This window comes from Nostoc sp. 'Peltigera membranacea cyanobiont' 232, from assembly GCF_002245985.1.
In the GTDB taxonomy this organism is placed as follows: domain Bacteria; phylum Cyanobacteriota; class Cyanobacteriia; order Cyanobacteriales; family Nostocaceae; genus Nostoc.
Genome location: NZ_NOLK01000157.1, coordinates 1 through 18853, shown reverse-complemented (window position 1 = coordinate 18853; position 18853 = coordinate 1). Strand labels below are relative to the sequence as shown.

Sequence of the window (18853 nt, the reverse complement as noted above, 5' to 3'; positions counted from 1 at the left end):
GCTTGCTCGTCTCAAAAAAAGTATTTCACAGACGAGTAAGCTTTTTCTACCTTCAAAAACTTTTTGGGCAACCCTCCACCGTTATCGCTTCCATTTCACAGCCTCTACAAAAAATAGCGATCGCAGCCAAGCGCCCACTGCTATTAACGCATTAATACTTGTAATGCTTATGCAGCAAGGTTTGTAGCTTTTCTTAGTGCCATTCGACCATGACTACCCAGCGTTGCGTTAAGTGGTTGTCGTCATGGCTGATACTGGCTACCAGTTGATTACCAGCGTAATATTCGTGATGATCAAAAGAGATTTCGACTATTGTGAGGGGTTCGAGAGCTATGGCTTGGGCTTGGTCAGCGATGAAGTGGTCGAGTTCGGCTTGAGCGAGGGCTTGGTTGTCGGGGGCAGCGAGGGTAAGTTTCTGAATCTTGCTGGCTTGATAGTTAACAATGGCGGAAATCCAGGCATCCTTACAGCGTTTGTCGCTTACTTCGGCTGTGCAGGCGATTTCGCTGTAGATTTGCTTGAGTCGGGCAATGGATTTCAGTTGCAGCTGTTGTTGGCTGTAGATAATGTGAGTCATAATTGAAAGGCTCTTTAAATTTAGGGCAAGAGAAGCGCTTCGGATTGGTAGTCAGGGGCGCTTTCTCTATAATTTAATGCTACCAAAATTTTTGTACTATTGCAATATTTACACTATATATTTTTGGGGTATAATAGTCGTAGTAGTATAGAGGTTATGCCTATGCGAAATAAAATCAAGCAATTTTTAGAGAGTCGAGGGCTGTCAGCTTATCGAATGATTCAAGATGCCAAAATTTCTGACACGACGGGGTACAAATTAGCAGCAGATCCTACTTACATTCCATCCTCCAAGATTCTGGAAGCTCTTTGCGAAACTTACAGGATTCAACCAGGAGAGATATTAGAGTGGTTTCCGGCAGAGGAGAAGAGCAAAGATGATTAATCCTCAGACCATTAATCCTTTGTCGCTACCCTCAGTGGCCCTTAATGAGCGATCACAGCTACCTAGCCAGCCTTGCATTTATTTCGCAATTGATTCTCAAGGCGTGATCCAGTACATAGGAAGATCAGTTAATCCACGATTACGATGGAACTCCCATCACCAAATTATTTGGTTAGAGGCAATGGAAGAGGTAAAAATCGCTTATCTGTTGATTCAAGATAAAAGGCTTTTACCTCAAGTTGAGCAAGCTTTAATTGACTGGTTTCAACCTCCTCTAAATGTAAATCGGAGAATTCCTTTCCCAGAAAATCTTGGTTCTGATACGAAAGGATGTTTGTCAAATAGGATTCAAGAATTTGGAAAAGAAAAAGGGATTCCAAGCGCCAATAAATTTTGGCAAATCACTGGATTGCCCAGAGCGACTGCTTTTAGGCTCTGGAGAGATAGAGATATTTATCCCGATAGGACAACAGTTGAAGTTATTTGTAAAAAGCTAAAGGCTCAACCTGGTGATTTCTTAATTTACATGGAGGACATTGATGAGGCTTAAACGGCTCAGTGTAAAGCCTCATGCTTTGCCATTATTGGCTTAAGTGTAAATTTAGGAAGTTGTAGTCTAATGATTTATTTTGCTGCTATCGAGTCTTTTATCCTCCACTCTATCTTCTTTGTGGAACGATCTCAGCGACCTATTACATTCAAAATCTACTTTGCAATTGACTTTCAGCAAATAGCATTGAACTAGAAAAGGTGGAATCATGTCTAAACCACCTTCTAGACGCAAAAAAGCCACTTCTCCCGCATCTACCGATTTAACAAACGAGGATATCTCTCAGCAAGAAGACCCAGCTACAGCAACAATTACCGTTACTGCTGTTGAAGTTCCAGAGCTAACCGAGCAGGAAATTAGCGATCGCTTACTCCTGGAGAGGAAAGTGGAACGGGCGTTTTTTGAGGCAGGCAAGGCATTGGCTCAGTTGCGCGATCGCAGGTTATACAGATCCACTCATCGCACATTTGAGGAGTATTGTCGTGATAGATTTGGATACACCCATCGCCGAGTCAATTATCTAATAGCTGGTTCTGTAGTATTTGACAACATAGTAATGGGAACAAATTGTTCCCAAAATGAGGAAGTGGATGAAACGGGAACAAATTGTTCCCAAAATGGAGAAGCGGATGAAACGGGAACAAATTGTTCCCAAAATGGAGAAGTGGATGAAATGGGAACAAATTGTTCCCAAAACGAGGAAGTAGACAAAACTCGACCTAACCTCTCACGAATCCTGCCAACTAATGAAGGACAAGTGCGCCCTCTGGCAAAGCTAGAACCCCAGCAGCAGGTTAAAGTTTGGCAACGGGCGGTACAGAAGGCTGGCGGTAAAGTTCCCAGTGCCAGGATCGTCACTGATGTGGTGCAGAAAATTATGGAACGTACCAGAATACCCAACACCTACCATTTAGGTGAAGTGTGCCAAATTCTTGCTAAGGACAATCCCGAACTGAGAGGCAAAGGTGGCTATTGGGCAATTGTCAGCGCAGTGAACGAGTTTAGCTGTACAGTGAGAATGTGGGATTGTGAGTACACTGTTGGGTTGCAGCACCTGAAGTCCTTCAACTACCTACCTGCGGAATGTCAGCAGATGCAGGTGATTTGCGATCGCCTGAGTCGAGTGTACTCGAGCGCGTTGGAGGAGTCGGTGCAGAGGTTTTTGGAGTCGTTGGGAAAGCTGAATCGGGCTTATTTGACTGCGGTGGAAGAAAAATTGTTGAATGTACTAGAGTCTGAATACGGTGGAGAGATAACACCCTAAACAATTTTGGCAAATTGGCATCCAATGTGTTTGGGTTGCAGTTTCAATGGAGTTAGCAACACAACGGGACAGTGAAGAAGTTGTACGAGGGAAAAGATAAAACTTCCCGCTTCTTGACATCCAGCCGGAGCCAGTTGTTTAATTGAGTGCTGTAGAACCCCTCTACATGATTCATACAGCGCTCAACAGAGTTCAGTTCCCACTGTACAACTGGCTATAAATCAACAAAACTTAATAGAATCTCAGAAGATGTAGATAACTGGCATTTCTCTAAAAGCGATGCCTGCGGAGGGCTACGCCTACGCATTCATAGTCTACGGGAAAAGGAAAACTTGGAAGAAGCTGCGCGTGCTGTTCTGAAGCACTTGGGGGAGTTGAAGCGTCCTTATTTGACTGAGTTTGAGGAAGAAATTTTGAGCTTCATAGAGAAAAAATCTTCATCGCAGTAATGAAAAACGCGCCCCACACAGGACTGCACTAAACAATCTACCAAATGGAGTACGGCAAGCATGGCTGAAGCGAAGCAGTTGATAGGGCAGCAGATAGTGGTACTGGCAACTGTGCTGATGGTTTTAATTAAACTTCTTCGGGAGTTTAATGCGAAAAATGACTTAAAAGCAAGTGATAATAGCCCTTTTCAGTAAAAACGTAGATTTTTTATGAAATACATTCATTCTCCATTAAATCAAATACGCCAAGATAGTTGAAGTAAAATAGGGATTGCCATTGAGCGAACCTGTATGTCTGATATCAACTGGGGACTAATTAGAAGCGGTTATACATTTCAAGATTTGATTTGTTCCCTCATCCTTCTTGAAGATCACGAAGCTCGTGTTTACGTCCGCTCAGGAAAAGATTATGCCCAGGATGCACGTTCAGGAGATGGGCGGATTATTTATCAAATGAAGTTTCATCGAGATGAGGCTTTCTCTTTAGCTATCAGAGATGCCAAAAAAGAAGCTAAGAATATTGCTAAATATTTAGCAACGCCTGGTAAATCGCAAGAAATTTGGCAGGGAGTGCAAGAATGGATTTTGATAAGTAATGTTGCATTTAATCCCGGTGATGAACAGAAATGGATTAAAGATGTTAAGCCTCTATTCGATGCTTTGGCGTTAAAAATATCCTATTGGACTAAATCAGAAATTGAGACTCGTCTACATAAGTATCCTGACCTGAAGCAAGCTTATTTTGGTGGAGAAACGCGTGTTTTCTTAGGAATTGCTGAAGCGCATGAACAGGTGCGATCGCAAGGATTCGATCATCCTCATGCCCTAGATACTCATTATCAGGGGAGAAAAACGGAATTAGAGCAGTACAAAAATTTTATAACTGATGTCAAGAAGAAAATTCTTGTGATTCATGGGGCAGGAGGCATTGGTAAAACCCGATTTCTTCTGGAAGGTGCAAAAACTCAGGCTTTGCCAGAGGGATGGCAGGTGCTTTGGGCAAATGTGGCAACAATGACAACAACCAGTTCATGGTTTATGGGGATAATTGCCGAACATCCTACGTTGCTTTTGATTGATGAACCTGATGATGCAACAGTGTTAAAAACGTTAGTGGAACAAATTTCTGGCGGCCGTGCTAGGAGCTGGAAAGTTGCCATTGCTGTTCGCTCTCCTAACGATCTGGTTTTGAAATATCTTCAGGGAACTCGGATGGGACAGATAGTTGAAGAGTTGCCGTTAGAACCTCTAGAAGAAAGTGCAGCAGTTGCTTTCTGTCAAGAACTTCTAGAATTTGGCTCTCTGCAAACAAAGACAGCCAATTGGAAAATGGAAACTGCTACCAGGATTGCTCAATATTATGACTACCCAATCTGGATGGCGATCGCCACTAAATTACTTGAGAGCAAAGGTAATCTTGAGACAATACCACAAGAAGTAGAAGGGTTGGCATCTGAATATTTAAAAGAAATTATTACACAGCAACAGAGTATTCCCTCCGAGCAAATCCTGAATCTTTTGCGTTGGATAGCACTGTTTGATACAGTAAATCGAGAAGATGCTGAAGTAGTTGAGTGGATTCGAGTAAAGGTTGCATTTAAAAATACCACAGAACTTCAGCGATATTTTGATAGTCTGATCAGCCGTAATGTAATCTTTGAACGAGGAGCGCGTAATCGGCTGTTAAAAATTAAACCAGATGTCTTAGCGGATTATATTTTGCAAAATTGGTTAATTTATAAAACCAGATATGGAGATAATGAGCCATCTTCTGAGGCATTAGAGATCGTTACAGAAGTCAGCGAAATCTTGAAAAACTCAGCAGAAGTTTCAAATATTCAAAAATTGCTATTAAGAAGTCTTGCCAGATTTGAATTAAATCAACAGTTATATACAAATCCTGTCAATATTTTAGGAACCCTTATAGTAAACTGGTGTGAACAAGTTTCAGCAATGAATGCGCGTGAGAAATTAGGATACCTTAGTCTTTTGAATGAAATTTCCTTTGCTCATGTCTCTAATGTTCTGACCCTTTTAAGACAAATACTAGCTTCAAACTCAGAATCAGAAATTGTTTCAACTATTTTTGGACAACGAATCATTACCCATGATGACTTAATATTAGCACTACCCAGGATTATTTATGATACGGCTCCTTATGCTCAAACCTCTAGCGAACAAATGACAATCCTCTCTCTGTTGTGTGATTTAGTAATTAAAGAACGTGATATTGCGAATCGTAGGCCGCAGGGATTGCCCAATGACGGTAACAGAGCAGAGATCATTTTACCTAGACTTATAAAAGGTCAGTTAGAATTCTGTGGGGGTTTTGAAACATCTGCATTGGATAAAGCAAATGATTTATTACAAAATATCTATTTACAAGGCAATATTACTCAAGACCAGGAGCTACTTCTTAATACTTTAGTTAAGCCTCTATTATCTATTGAGCAGGAAAGTACAAGTTTTGATGGGCGAAGGGTTAAAATCCAAAGATGGACAATTACAGTAGGTCAGTCTGAGTGGCGAATTAGAGATTCGCTTCGTACAAAAATCAAAGAAATCTTGTTGGAGAAAAAACTTCAATCCACACAGGCGACACTTTTATGGAATTTGTTAGCGTATGCACATGGAGAAATTAATCGTGCAATTTCTTATTCTGAAGACCATACTACAATAACTGAGGATTTACTGTTAGAAGCTGAGTTTTCAAATTCGCATAGCTCTGATATTCGAAAATCTACTGTTTCCTATTATAATGCCCATTCTGAAGAATTTCGTACTGTTCTAATTCAAGATTTACAGTGGGTAGCTAACTTCCTAGAGTCACAAAATGTTGATATTCAAGAACTTGCTGCTGCCCGTGAAATATGGGATTGGCATTACAAATTTGACAAAGATCCTGAAGTAAAAAAATTAGCAATCCAGTGTGAAAATCTATTTAAAGGTAGTGAACTATTTCCGCAATATGCTCCACTCATTATTTGGGAAAATTACGAAGTTTTAGGACAGTGGGCAGATGAAATAAGTAACAATTTAGCCACTTTAAATAATCCACAGAGCATTCATGACTTTGTTCAGAATGGTGTGAAATTTTTAGGAAATCCCGACCAAGTATCTAGGCTATTCATTGTAGCTTCTCATCTAAGTACTAAAGCACACCAATCCCAATCTGTGCGTAAGTTTGTTGAGGAAGCATTGCAGCTAGCTATCGAAACTCCAGAGTTCCAGTTTGCCATAAGGCTTTGTCAAGGTTGGATTTGGACTACGCGGCAAAATAATCCTCCAGCAACAATCATAGTGCTTAAGCAACTTCTGGAATGGGTAAACACCAGCGAAAAAATTGTGCAACTTATTCAAGTAATCTATGAAGGTACTGGGTTAACTATTACTGAGCTAGAAGTAGGTATTGTGCTGGAGCAACAAGAGCATTTTTTGCAGACTAACTCGGCTGTCCGCTTTGTAGGTTTACTTGGTGGCATCTTCTTTTCTAGTTTAGAACAAATCAAAAATACAGTAGAGACAACCCTTAATAAACTTGATCGTAAGCAATTACCCAGTGCGTTAAGTGCATTTTTGCAATCATTAGACTATGCAATGCGTTCACTCACTAAAAATGTAGAGCAAGCAATCAATCATTCCTTAAAAAACTGGATACTGAATCTAGTTTTACGTTTACCTGACATTGATGATCTTGGTGGTACAAGTGTTCATCATGTGCAAGATTTTTTGAAAATGCTTGGTAAGCCAGATTTGGAATGGCTTGTTAGTACTGTAGAAAAACGAATTCAAATGGTTTCAGAACCCGATGGTTCTAATATCAGAGTATTACCTAGTCGACAAAGATTATCTCAATGGATTGACCCTATTTCTTCAGAGCAAGCTGGCGATATCACAATACGAAACTTCATTACAAAGTTGCTATCATACACTGATTCTTCTCCAATGTTGTTGTATGGTTTTCCTCGGTATCTAGTTGATGTTGATCCAACTGGAATAATTACGGCAGATTTGGTTGTAGAGAAGCTTACAGATGCCAGAATACGGGAAAATCCTCGTAAAATTTATCAATGGTCAAAATTTGCCGGCTACTACCCAGATGACTCTCCTGCTTGGCGTAAAATTGCCCATGAAGCTTGCTCCTTAGCAGTTCGATTTGATGATCGGCACAAATACTCAATTTTTCACGCTTTAAAGAATTCTGAGCCAAAAATGTCGATATCGACTATAGGTGAAGTGCCTGCAAATTTTCAAATGGCAGTAGAAACGGCACAGCAACGATTAGAAGCTGAAACTGATTCTATCTTAATTCCATTCAGGGAATGGATGCTTCAATCAGCACAAGCAGAATTAACTAGTGAAATTGAACGAGTTAAAGAAGAGATCGAAGAATGACAGCAGAAAAGTTGAAACAGCGTCTACAGCAAAGTGCAAGTGATTTACGACTGATAGTTACCACTTTAAGTTCGATCTCTTCACCATCTATACATACTGATTGTATAGATGAAATTAGAAAATTTGAGACTATAGCCAATCAGTTATCTTCTATATGTGATCTCTTAAATCCTAGAGAAAATGCCCACAAACTACTACAAAAACTGCCTTTGATTACAGACCCCAGTACAGATATTGTTGACTATCATGGAATAAAGATTCCTTTTAGCAATGCTCGAATATTGGGTTTCCAAGGCTATATTTCGATGACCTGGAGTATATGCGACTCAATTACAACTGCTATTGCTCCATTAATTTGTACTGAATCAACCTGTAAAGATCGGAGTAATCCACCACAATTATTAACCCACTTTATCAAAGAAAGCAAATATTCATCTTATTACACCGCTTACTTTCTTAAATTAAATTATGGTTGGGCTATTGGCGTTTCTTATGTTATCCGAAATCATTTCTTTCATGATGGTGCTTCTTTGCAAAATGGAAAAGATTTTTTTGTAGGTATAAGCCTAGCAGATGAATTTGATATCTCTAATGAAGGTTGGGATTTCCTAGAAAAAGAAATGGCAGAAAAACATAATAAGTTGAAAAATGATCACCACCGATTAGTTTCTTCGTGGCCTTGGCATCGAAATAATTTGCTGAATCTGCTAAGACTTTGTAATGAGGAAATTGACGAAGCTTTAACTTGTTTAGTTGGTTGGGCTGTGGGAATGGCAACTTTACAAGCGCGTTATTTATTAGAAAGAGATTTTAGTGCAATTTCGCCACCTGCTGTATCTTCTTAACTTAACCCTTATTTGTAGTAACTGTAAGTTAATAAAATAATACATCGACATGACTCCAAATTGAAGAAGTTCTGGGCGTAGATTTTGGAATGAGTTTTAATGATTCATATTGGCACTGTCAATTCTCTGTCCTTAGCAGTCTCTCTCAAAGAGTGATTACAGCTAGAGACTAGATTCTGAGCAAACATCACGAACTAAAAGAGGTGGAAACATGAATAAACCATCCTCTAAACGTAAAAAGCCTACCCCTGCTGCATTCAGTGACGACACGCCATCAGATAACCAAGACCTTGAAGAAAACCCAGCTACAGCAACAATTACCGTTACTGCTGTTGAAATTCCAGAGTTAACCGAGCAGAAGAGCGGATAGTTGGCATTTATCTAGGAACGATCGCTTGTCTGCTTTAAAAAATTAATTACCCCACGGATATCTAGTAAATAATTGCTAATCATCTCTAAAGAGTAAACTTCAGGTAATGCTCGTTGAAACTTACTTAAGCGATACTCAGGTAACTGCAAAAGGATGAAGCGCTGGGTAGCTGGAGTTTCCCAAAAGGTAGGAGTACTCATCTGAGCGATCGCTAAACTTAAAGTTGCATAACCAACACTATCGCCTTCAATTTTTAACTTGAAGTTGTCAGAGGTAATCTTCCAATCATGGTGAAATTGCAAACCGTATTTAAGGGTGTGATTAATTTGTCCACCTGCGAAAGTCCACCACAGCGCCCGATCTGGTTCTAATTGTATGCTTGATTGAACTTCTGTTATTAATGGCCTGAGATCAGAACGGTACTCATCTAACACAACTTGCGTCTTAGCATCAATGTAAGGAATAGTACTTTCTGAGTGCAATATTTCCGCAATTTGCTGACAAAGTTCAAAGCCTAGTAGCTGTGGGGCAAAGCCACCCCAGCTTGGTTTTTTACCACGGGGGGCTGGAACAACTCCAACTGTGCGTTCCTCATGGCTAACATGCATAACTGTCCAAGCCCGACCACCGAGAAGAAATGAACTCATCTGTGCAACTAATTTATCGACAAAAGCTTGCTCTAAAGAGCCTACAGTGTAACCTGCTGGTGTTTGAACTTTATAGAGAACTGGGCTACTAAAAACAGCGTAAACTTCCATAAAGTTTTTACGCCCAAACACTCGTTCTGCTTTTTCTCCCATCGATAGTAGCCCACCAGCTAGAAATAGGAAATCCTCCTGAATCATGTGTTTGATGAGTATTTCAAATTCTGAATGGGTTATGCCTGAAAAATCAGGAACTACTGAAAGTTGCCCCCAGCAGAGTTCTGGGCTAATGCCACCAAATTGGAGAGTGAGTGCTAGTAGCTGATGTACAAGTACGGGCCATGCGCGTGTCTGATTCGGTATAGATTCGACCCAGCCTTTCCTAGCTAGTTCAATGATGGCGATCGCTTGCAATACTGTCTCTACATTTTCACAGAAAAATGTAGTATTAGCTTGTTGCCCTGTTCTCCGTCCAGTACGACCCAAGCGCTGGAGGAAGGATGAGACTGTAGAAGGGGCATTAGCTTGCAATACTAAATCGAGGTCGCCAACATCAATGCCCAACTCTAGAGTGGAGGTGCAAATAATGCTGGCATTTGTCCCTCTATGAAAACGTTCTTCTGCGGCTGTTCGTTCTTCTAGGGAGACAGAACTATGGTGGACAAAGACATCTGTACCTCGGTTACGCATCCGTTCGGCAATTTCTTCAGCCAAAGATCGACTTTGGCAAAAAAACAGGCTTTTTTTGCTCTGCGTTATCTGACTGGCATCTTGAGCGATCGCACCTAACGTATCACGCAGATAAACGCGCAAATCCTTTTTTGAGGGAACTTTGGGCGGATCGACAACGTAACCTGGACGTTTTGATGTACCTTGGAGCCAATGCAAAATATCTACCGGATTACCAACGGTGGCACTAAGTCCAACGCGCTGCACGTCGTTATTGGTGTAACGAACTAGCCGTTCCACAACGGACATGAGATGGGCCCCTCGGTCTGTACCAGCTAGGGCATGAACTTCATCAATTATTAAAGCACGCATATCGCCAAAGATTTTTGTGTGGGGGACTTTGGCGGATAGCAGCATCACCTCTAATGACTCAGGAGTGGTCATCAATAGTGCTGTCGGCTCTTTAATAAAGGCACGCTTTTCCTGATCTTTAATATCCCCATGCCAAAGAAAGCGCCTTAGACCTACCATTTCGGTGTAATGCCCCAAACGTTCAGCTTGATTATTCAACAAAGCTTTAATTGGTGCAATGTATATTAGTCCAACTCCTTCAGGCTCGCGTTCCATTAACATTGCTAGTAATGGAAATATAGAAGCTTCCGTTTTGCCACCAGCTGTAGGGGCTAGAACAATTGCATTATTACCGTCGAGCAGTGTATGTCCTGCCAGTTCTTGGACAGGACGCAGAGAAGACCACCCTAAGTTGGAGACAATAGCGGCTTGCAAACGGGGAGGAAAGCGAGCAAAGGCTGAAGTCATGGCTAGAACTCCACAGCTGCGTAACCTTGAATATCCGCAGGTTCTTCGTCAAAATAAGTACGACCTTCACGGATGAGCAATTCTACTTCATTTAAATCTGTGGGTTCAAAACCTTCTGCGCTCATTGGGTCAAATTCATCATTTTCTGATGCTAAATCAAGGATGTTGACAAACTGGCGCAGAAATTGTCGAGGAACCACTCCCACGTCTCCCTTAAAGCCAGCAGTAACTTTGGTAACTAGCCGTTCAATAAACTCTGAAGTGACTTTATTGACAATTCCAGTCCGATTGGCTGTGGGGTAAATTTCTCGCAATTTGAGTGCCACCTCTTTTAAACGGCGTGCATCAAAGGGTTTGAGTTCTAACTGGGGTTGGCGGGGGTTAGCAAAGCCAGCAAGAGTCAGAAATTGGATACGGTCATGCAGAGGTTCTAGTCCAGCAACTCCACGTTTAGTATCAAAAAATTCAGGTGTTCCCGTATAAATCCATAATAATCCTCTGTAACGGTCGGCGGCATCACAGATTTGGCGAATTCCATTTAAAGATTTACCTCGACTATCATGCCGCATTCGCAGTACTGTTTCTACTTCATCAATGACAATAACCAGTCCCTTGTAGCCTGCGGCTTTGACAATTTCGAGAATACCGTGTAAATAGTCTAGGGCATCTCGGCTAGCAATATCTCCCTTAATGCCTGCGGCTTTTTTAGCGGTAGCAGCCACATTTTCACTACCAGAAAGCCAAGAAAGCAAGGCGCTGGCTTCAGCAATTTCACCTTTCTGCTTAAAAGTAAAAATAGCACGGAGAACTCGTGCCATATCTTCAGGAGCTTTACCGCCTGTAAGAGAAGCAAGTTCTTCTTCTATGCGTTGCTGTACTAAAGTATCGAACTCATCGCTGTTTTCATCTGCCCCACCAGCAATCAGTGCATCTTCCACACGCGCAATCCAGCGATCGATAATATCGCTTAAAGCACCTCTAGGACAAGAACTAGTTCCCAATTCCTGAACGACTTTGCGATAAACATCATCGAATTTGTAAAAGTGCAAATCGTTATCAGAGACGACAACAAAACTAGTGGCAAAACCTTGAGCTTGGGCATCAAGGATGGCTAGACGGGACATAAAAGTTTTACCACAGCCGTAGCCACCGCGTAAGAACTTGAAGACACCTTCGCTATTAGCTGCCAGTTGAAATTGGCGATGAATTTCTGTTCGCTGTTTGTCAATACCGACAGCAAAGGCTTCTAACCCTCGTTCTGGAACAACGCCGGAGCGAAGACGCTCAAAAATATGCTCAATATCTCGTTCACTGATTGCCATAGTTGATTTTAATTAATACGTTTACTTTTATACATTAATCTGTTAATTTTGCTTGACATAGCGTTTACCGTTACTGGTTGTTTCAATCCTGACTGAGAAAGGAACCTTCTTCAGGTGTTCCTCAAAATCTAAGGAGAAACGCCGCACCAGTCTAGCTGAACCAAGGATTTGGTTTAGTTCCGGTTCTGTGATTGAACCATGTTGCTGGAGGTGGAAGAATACACGCCGAACGGTTTCATCCTCGAAACTATCTTGCCAGTCAGTATTTTTGGGTAATTCGGTAGCCGCAGAAACCTCACCCTGGATCAATGATCCAGAGACATTGAAATAAGTTTGAGGAACTATTGACTCTACATCTTCAACATTATCTGGGTGATAAATTTCCAGACGGACACGCTCATCTCGCTGTCCCTTGAGGTCAAAAAGCACCTCAATCCAATCTCCTTCGACGGCAATTTGGAGTTGCTGATTTTTGACTTCTGCACCAGGGGCATCCTTAATCGTAACTTGGATGTCAGGTCGCTCTGGCACGCGCAAGGCGACATTAATTTCCCTGGCTCCCACAAAACTGAGAACGCCTTGGGCAACAGGCGCGGGTTTAACCCTAACCCGAATCCGGCTACAGTCTAAAATACTTGGCTCTGGTTTGGCTTCGATGAGATATTTCACCATTGCCAAATGAGACTGATGACGGTGGGATACTGTTAGTACAGGAATAACTCGCTCTTGAAGGCTATTCCCACCATGTACAAAGGTAGCACCAGGATTGCCAGTAGCAAAAACAGCAGTATCTTTACGGAATAGTAAGTAACCTTCTTGTCCTTCGTATTTGAGGGCATTTAAAGAAACTGTTACCATTCCTTCTTCGGAGCGGGGTTCTTTGGCAAGAATATAACGGCGATTGGAGTCACGATAGGGTTTTTCTTGGGTAGTTTGGTCTTGGAGGAGAAATCCGTGGTCAGCAGTGAATACAAACTCATTTATACCAATACTTTTGAGGTGGTTCCAGGCTGACTTGATTTGTTGAAGCCAAGTTTCAAAGGTTGCTAAACCTACATTAGCTTCGCCTGCATCGTCAATTTCTCTACTGTGAACAACAACAAGATTGGTATTAGCACAGCTTTGTTTGAGGCTGGTGGTTGACCAATTGCAGACTTCTGCCAGAGTCAGACCCCGAACTTTTCTCCGACCTGCACTGATATTATCAACACTCTTCTCACTCATTGCCCGGACTCGCTCATCAGGCTTTCGCACAGTATACTCACCTGTTTTAAAACCTTTGAAACCATCATTACCCGCTAATACTACCCGACCATTTTGGGTAACGGGGGCAAGGATGTTCATCCCGACAGCAGTGATGCTGGGTAATTCGGCATATCTCCCTTTCAACGTTACGGTAGTACCAGCCCCTTCAAATTCCTGGATAAGTTCTGTTGCCATTTCGTAGCGGAAGGCATCAATCAGAAAGTAAGCAACTTTTTTATTACCTTGGGTGAGGGGGTGTACTACTTGCTCGTAGAGAGTGCGTTGCTGAAGCCCATCATCGGGTAAAAAGCTTTCTGTGGTGCAGATGACGGCAAAATCTTGTGCCAGCGTATCAGCCCAATTGCGGTACTGAAAACGAAGTTTATCGGCAGCTTCTAGGAGTTGGGCGAAGTGGGGTAAGGTGGGTTCTAGGAGTTTTAACCTCTGTTGCTCAAAGCGGCGATGTGCTTTGTCTACTTCAGAGCCAGTTTGGGTATAGTATTCTAAAGCTTCTCTGAGGGTTTGTTTGCCCTTAAGCTGCCCTGAACCTTGAATCATGTAACCCAAAGTGGCTGCATCTTTGATTAATGACCATTCTAATCTGCGAGTGCGATCGCGTTCTAGCCAAAATGAAGCAGACTCGGTGTGAGATTGTGACCATTGTAAGGCTTTCTGAAATTCCCCACTCAGCAGTGCTTGTACAGCACCCTGTAAAATGGCGGTTTCTTCCCACTGGAAGGTTTCAAATTGTCCCAGGTCTTCGGGGCTAATTTGATTAAGTTCTTGTTCTAGATGGGATTCTACAATTGCTGCTTTGGCTGCATAAATATCTGGATGGCGTTTTCGCAGATATTCAACAAGTTGCTTGCAGGTCTTTCGCAAGGGTAGAGAAAGTTGGGTCAGGGGTTGAAGTGCATCAAGATGAGGAGGGCGAGTGAGGTCATGGACATACTCAACGCACATCAGCCAAGCGGCAAATGTTTCGCCCAGACCGAGGAAAGATAGGGGTGTGTCGCCGTGAAAGAAGCACACAAAGGCTGTGTTCATCCCTGTGTGACGGTAGAGATGTTCTGTTAAGGTGTTGAGAGCAGTTTGGTCGCTGATTCTCGATTGCAGTACTTTGTCTTCGCCCAGGATACCGTCTACAATCCACTCCAAACTCAGACTTGTTAAATAAGCCGCTAGTCCGTCCTGGGGTTGGGAAAGGTTATTTTGCAGCCACACCTCGGCAGATGGTAAGTCTGTGATCCCATTGTTAAGGTAGTTTTCGATACTAGCAGGGTTAATGCGCCCTGTGACTGCTTCCCGAATTAATGTGTCAAAGGCTTTGCGGAAACGGTAGCCGGCGCGGTAAAGTTCCAGAATAGGAGTTTTGCGGATAGTTTCTTCCGTATGACCGGGCATGTGAATTAACAACGGTTCGGGGTCAAGTCCATTGCCATAAGTTTCCAGGGCAAGTACCATCTCTAAGTAACTGCCGCGAAAGCCAACGACTGGGGCAAAAAAGTCACCACGGTTATAACGGGCGATTAACTCATCAACATAACTGTTGTAGTACCCGTCTTTATCTAGCCAAATAACGATACCGCGTTGACGCAGTTCTCGCTTCAGTTCTGCTTCCAAAACTGCGGTAATTGGATTTAAGTGAGTCATGCGGCCTCCTCTTCTTGCTCAAATAGAGGGCCGTAATCTTCCTCTTGGGTTTCTTCTTTTTTGCGTTTGCGTTCCCGTCGCTTCTCTTCTTTCTCGATAATTTCCTTGACTAGCTGGGGATTTTCTCTAGCAAAGGCTAGGCGCAAAGTATCAGAATTTGTTTCCTCAATAGTAAAATCTTCAGAAATTTCATCTTGCAAGCGCAGTTCCCATTCGTAAGCTTTAGCTGGGTGATATTTCCAAAAGTAGCCGTGGGCAACAGCTAGGGAAGGATCTTGTTTGCATTTACCCTCAACTCGTTTGGGAAAATAACGGGCGGCTAAATGTGACCAGTCATAATCTTTTTTACCTTCGGCGTTGCAGAGTTCTGACCACCATTTTTTGGGTTGGTTCCACTGGGGTTCGAGTAAGGGCCAGAGGACTGCACTATTCACCATCACACCGTCGTCCAAATCCATTTTGAAACGGGCATCGACTTCGCGCTTAATATCTCTGGCGTTGGCTGGGAGTGGCCCTTGTTCCGCGCACTGTCTCACGAGGTCGATAAATGCTTTGAATTCTTCGTGGAGTTTTTGTACTTCGCTGTAGCGTTCTTCGGCTTTTGTTTGTGTTTTTTTATCGCCTTGATGTCTGGCTGTGGTTAGGTCGTTGAGTTCGCCTTCTAGTTGACTGAGTTCGGGGATGAGGTAATCTGCTAATAAAGTTTGCAATGTGTTGTCAGCCCAGCGATGAATGCTGACGAAGGCAACAAAGTTTTTACGTTGGGATGAAAGGGGAAAGTAAATTGGGCGGCTTTCGTACATCCCCAAGTGAACTTCTTTAAAGAAAGATAACCGCAACCATTTGCGAAGTTGGGTTCCTTTGGCAATAATTGAGCCGTACTCGTACCAAGCTTCTTGAATGGGTTTACAGCTTGGGTGTTCTAGGGTGTCTTTTTCTGAGTAGGCGGAGAGATACAGGATACCGTGAGGGAGTGCAAATGCGGGGACTTGCTTGAGAATACCTTCGCCATTTGCGCCAAATCGTCCTAATGCTACGCCGATGGCGTAGGAGATGAAATTGGTTGCGGGTGGTTGTTCGTAAACAGGTTCGTAGTTTGGTAGTAGTGTACCAGGTTCACGGTCTACTGCTGTTTGCGCCCATTCTTGTGCATACTTCCAGACGGATACATCTAGTTTTTTGAATTCTACAGAGGTTTCGCGGGCGGCTTCGTGTTCGGTGAAGGCTGCATCGAGTTGGGTGAAGATTTCGTCCGCTGATTCTATGGGGAAGAGAGGAAGGCGTTTAATATCTCCGACTTCAAAACCAATTCCTGGATTTAATGATGTCAGAATATGGCGAGAAGTGCTGTTGTTTAGCAAGCAAACACTATTTTGTATTTGTTCAGGAAACACAGAAGAACCTTTATGCCCAAATACACTTCTAAATCGATGCTTACGTGCTGAAAAAGAATTTCCAATCATGGAAAATGCAATTCCAACGCAAAAATAAAATTGACGGCTTGGAGTTCCGTTACCACCTCCTTTTGAACCTAAATAATCATAAACAACTTGTTTTTCCAGAGATGAGTTTTTCCATAGAATAAGAGTATCTAGTGGTTCAAACCAAACCTTTCCAGATGCACCTTTTATATAGGGAACCCATTTGGTTTTAGGTAAATCAACAAAATTTTGATTACTAGAACAAATCCAAATTCCATTTATGTTTATTTCCCAATGCTGTCTTAAGAAACGAATATTATTCGCGGTAGCCATCCCTTGTTTAACGTCAGTTTCATCTCCCATTTTCCGTGCTTCAGCATAACGGTTGAGAAATTCTTTGTCCCACCAATAAACAAGGGGTTTTCCTTTGATAACATCAAAGCGCTCGCTCCAAAATTCAAACCGCCCTATTTGTAATAAAATTGCTGCCCGTTTCCGCTTTGTTCGTCCGCTATCTCGTGAATTATCATCTAATGGAGTTGGCTGGATTGCTATACTAAATGCTTTATTTGGTGTTGCTTTTTGAAACACACTCATAACTGTTGCAACTACTTCATCAACCACTTCTTCAAATCCACCCCGATCTACATCTCCTAGTAATCTCAAATCAAAATAGCTGAGTAAATATTCCCGAATCTGTGTAAACTGCTGAATAAACATCCAATTCCGCATCGTCAGCAAGGCAGAGATACCCCCAACTCTTGTTAATTGCAAACCCCGTTCCAAAAACGCTGCATACAAATTCTCCTTTCCTTTTGGGTAATTCTTCGTAATATACCCAGCATCCGCCATCTTACTCGTCCCTTGATAAGGCGGATTGCCAATCACCAAATCATAACTGTTCTCACGCACTATGCGGATAAATCTGATACCTGCTGCTAACTGCTCACCCCGCCGCCGCAATTTGTATTGCTCTGGGGTCAATATCAACACCATATAAATTGTTCTCTAAAATCGACTCAACAATTTGGCGATCGCTCCAATTTTCCCTCCGATGCCTTGCTTCTTCCTGATAAAGTGCAAATAACAGTCCAAAGGCAATTACCAAAAAATGCCCCGAACCGGTGGCAGGGTCAAGGATTTTTAGCGATCGCACACTTTCTGGTGCATGAGTGACTGCATCTGCGGTTAATGGTTGGGGAACCCAATATTTCCAATTTTCTTCAATTCCCGGTTCAATGGGCATTAATGCGTCTAAAGCCACCTCTGTTCGTTCGCGCTTTTCTCGCCACTCTTTACGCCTTGCTTCCAAACGAGCTAAAGTTCCATCTGCCTCAACCTCAGCCGTCCAACCGTGCTTTTTGCACATTGCCAGCCACATCTGCCCCAAACTGTTATGGAGTAACCACTCCACCATGTAACGCTCTGTAAACATTTGGGTTTTGCTGGCAATTTCATGGGGTTCTACCTTCCTGCCCCCCTTTAATTTGGCATCTAGGGCTTCTCGTTCTGGGTCGTTCCAGTATTGGTAAACCCACCCCAAAGTTGTATCATCGAGCCAAACATCCTTTAATTCAGCTGCATCCAAAGCCTCAATTGCTGCTCTCAAGGTACTGGCTGGAATTGGGAATAGTGCTGTCACTCCGACATTGCCAAACAAACCTGGCAACTCCTGAGCCAGTTCATCGTAGAGTAATTGCAGTAGTGTTCCGTATCCCTCAGTTTCATCCTTGCACAAGTCCGGTGCAAAATCTCGAAACTCCCGATAACCCCGACTCTGCCAACCTCCGGTTAATACAGCAGGTTTAATTAATCCGTGTGCTTCCATCTGCTTAATTACTACCAGCCGATTGAGCAAGGTTGCAGCTGCGAGCTTAACAGCCGTTTTCAAATAGCGATCGCGTATCTCCGACTCTTGATTCTTACTTTTACCCTGACTACGGGATTGCTCATCTAACCATTGTTCTAAACGTTGCCGCTTTACCCGTTGTTCTTCTGCTAATCCGGCTTTACTTACAGCAGTAATCGACAATCGATACGTGCTTTCTACGGCGTTTTGCAAATCAGTAAGCAAACGTTCTCTTAAAGCACGAATTGTACTGGATAATTTGGATTTAGCTTCAGGGGTGAGATAGGACATTGGGAATGGGGCATGGGGAATAAGAAGCATAAATACTCAACTCCCAATCCCTAACTCCCAACTCCCAACTCCCAACCCCCAATCCCCAATCCCCAATCCCCAATTC

At 42.6% G+C, this 18853-nt stretch carries 14 protein-coding genes; 8 read left to right on the top strand and 6 right to left on the bottom strand.

From position 1 onward, the window contains the following. A partial coding sequence (locus CDG79_RS44295; protein ID WP_223278472.1) for a hypothetical protein occupies positions 1–187 on the top strand: 187 nt, incomplete at its 5' end. A gap of 6 nt (positions 188–193) precedes the next feature. On the opposite strand, the gene CDG79_RS32625 is transcribed toward CDG79_RS44295, so the two are convergent. After that, positions 194–577, bottom strand: coding sequence for a hypothetical protein (locus CDG79_RS32625; RefSeq protein WP_094345824.1), 384 nt, complete (start codon positions 575–577; stop codon positions 194–196). Positions 578–739: 162 nt separating this feature from the next. On the opposite strand from CDG79_RS32625, the gene CDG79_RS32620 reads away from it, so the two are divergent. The 7 genes from CDG79_RS32620 to CDG79_RS42970 all read left to right on the top strand — a co-directional run bounded on the left by CDG79_RS32620 (position 740) and on the right by CDG79_RS42970 (position 8834). Then, on the top strand, positions 740–961 hold the full coding sequence (locus CDG79_RS32620) for a helix-turn-helix domain-containing protein (RefSeq protein WP_223278471.1): 222 nt from the start codon (positions 740–742) through the stop codon (positions 959–961). Beyond that, positions 954–1511 carry a helix-turn-helix domain-containing protein gene (locus CDG79_RS32615; RefSeq protein ID WP_223278470.1) on the top strand — a complete coding sequence of 186 codons (558 nt, stop codon included), beginning with the start codon at positions 954–956 and terminating at the stop codon, positions 1509–1511. Before CDG79_RS32620 ends, CDG79_RS32615 begins: the two co-directional genes overlap by 8 nt. A 208-nt stretch (positions 1512–1719) precedes the next feature. Beyond that, on the top strand, positions 1720–2775 hold the full coding sequence (locus CDG79_RS32610) for a hypothetical protein (RefSeq protein WP_143855645.1): 1056 nt from the start codon (positions 1720–1722) through the stop codon (positions 2773–2775). Positions 2776–3284: 509 nt separating this feature from the next. Continuing rightward, positions 3285–3419, top strand: coding sequence for a hypothetical protein (locus CDG79_RS45055; protein WP_262985860.1), 135 nt, complete (start codon positions 3285–3287; stop codon positions 3417–3419). 96 nt (positions 3420–3515) lie between these two features. After that, positions 3516–7619, top strand: a complete 4104-nt coding sequence (locus CDG79_RS42975; protein ID WP_189525213.1) for an ATP-binding protein — start codon at positions 3516–3518, stop codon at positions 7617–7619. Beyond that, positions 7616–8464 carry a hypothetical protein gene (locus CDG79_RS32585; protein WP_094345821.1) on the top strand — a complete coding sequence of 283 codons (849 nt, stop codon included), beginning with the start codon at positions 7616–7618 and terminating at the stop codon, positions 8462–8464. Before CDG79_RS42975 ends, CDG79_RS32585 begins: the two co-directional genes overlap by 4 nt. A gap of 211 nt (positions 8465–8675) precedes the next feature. After that, on the top strand, positions 8676–8834 hold the full coding sequence (locus CDG79_RS42970) for a hypothetical protein (protein WP_189525212.1): 159 nt from the start codon (positions 8676–8678) through the stop codon (positions 8832–8834). Between the two features lie 11 nt (positions 8835–8845). Here the strand turns inward: CDG79_RS42970 and CDG79_RS32580 are convergent, their stop codons facing one another. Genes CDG79_RS32580 through CDG79_RS44290 form a run of 5 tightly spaced genes read right to left on the bottom strand, consistent with a single transcriptional unit; the run spans position 8846 to position 18747 of the window. After that, a complete protein-coding gene (locus CDG79_RS32580; RefSeq protein WP_094345820.1) occupies positions 8846–10966 on the bottom strand; it encodes a DEAD/DEAH box helicase in 2121 nt (706 codons plus the stop codon). Positions 10967–10968: 2 nt separating this feature from the next. Continuing rightward, a complete protein-coding gene (brxD, locus tag CDG79_RS32575; RefSeq protein WP_094345819.1) occupies positions 10969–12288 on the bottom strand; it encodes a BREX system ATP-binding protein BrxD in 1320 nt (439 codons plus the stop codon). 42 nt (positions 12289–12330) lie between these two features. After that, complete coding sequence (pglZ, locus tag CDG79_RS32570) at positions 12331–15186, bottom strand: BREX-6 system phosphatase PglZ (RefSeq protein WP_094345818.1); 2856 nt, start codon at positions 15184–15186, stop codon at positions 12331–12333. Beyond that, positions 15183–17603: a BREX-6 system adenine-specific DNA-methyltransferase PglX gene (pglX, locus tag CDG79_RS32565; RefSeq protein WP_223278469.1), complete on the bottom strand. Its 2421-nt coding sequence runs from the start codon at positions 17601–17603 to the stop codon at positions 15183–15185. Before pglX ends, pglZ begins: the two co-directional genes overlap by 4 nt. Further along, positions 17554–18747, bottom strand: a complete 1194-nt coding sequence (locus CDG79_RS44290) for a DNA methyltransferase (protein WP_223278468.1) — start codon at positions 18745–18747, stop codon at positions 17554–17556. Before CDG79_RS44290 ends, pglX begins: the two co-directional genes overlap by 50 nt. Between the last annotated feature and the right edge of the window lie 106 nt (positions 18748–18853).

Excerpts from the sequence above, each read along its gene's own strand:
- pglZ (WP_094345818.1), bottom strand. The coding sequence starts at position 15,186 with ATGACTCACTTAAATCCAATTACCGCAGTTTTGGAAGCAGAACTGAAG.
- CDG79_RS32580 (WP_094345820.1), bottom strand. The coding sequence starts at position 10,966 with ATGACTTCAGCCTTTGCTCGCTTTCCTCCCCGTTTGCAAGCCGCTATT.
- CDG79_RS32610 (WP_143855645.1), top strand. The coding sequence starts at position 1,720 with ATGTCTAAACCACCTTCTAGACGCAAAAAAGCCACTTCTCCCGCATCT.
- CDG79_RS44290 (WP_223278468.1), bottom strand. The coding sequence starts at position 18,747 with ATGTCCTATCTCACCCCTGAAGCTAAATCCAAATTATCCAGTACAATT.
- CDG79_RS45055 (WP_262985860.1), top strand. The coding sequence starts at position 3,285 with ATGGCTGAAGCGAAGCAGTTGATAGGGCAGCAGATAGTGGTACTGGCA.
- CDG79_RS42975 (WP_189525213.1), top strand. The coding sequence starts at position 3,516 with ATGTCTGATATCAACTGGGGACTAATTAGAAGCGGTTATACATTTCAA.
- brxD (WP_094345819.1), bottom strand. The coding sequence starts at position 12,288 with ATGGCAATCAGTGAACGAGATATTGAGCATATTTTTGAGCGTCTTCGC.
- pglX (WP_223278469.1), bottom strand. The coding sequence starts at position 17,603 with ATGGTGTTGATATTGACCCCAGAGCAATACAAATTGCGGCGGCGGGGT.
- CDG79_RS32615 (WP_223278470.1), top strand. The coding sequence starts at position 954 with ATGATTAATCCTCAGACCATTAATCCTTTGTCGCTACCCTCAGTGGCC.
- CDG79_RS32620 (WP_223278471.1), top strand. The coding sequence starts at position 740 with ATGCGAAATAAAATCAAGCAATTTTTAGAGAGTCGAGGGCTGTCAGCT.
- CDG79_RS32625 (WP_094345824.1), bottom strand. The coding sequence starts at position 577 with ATGACTCACATTATCTACAGCCAACAACAGCTGCAACTGAAATCCATT.
- CDG79_RS32585 (WP_094345821.1), top strand. The coding sequence starts at position 7,616 with ATGACAGCAGAAAAGTTGAAACAGCGTCTACAGCAAAGTGCAAGTGAT.
- CDG79_RS42970 (WP_189525212.1), top strand. The coding sequence starts at position 8,676 with ATGAATAAACCATCCTCTAAACGTAAAAAGCCTACCCCTGCTGCATTC.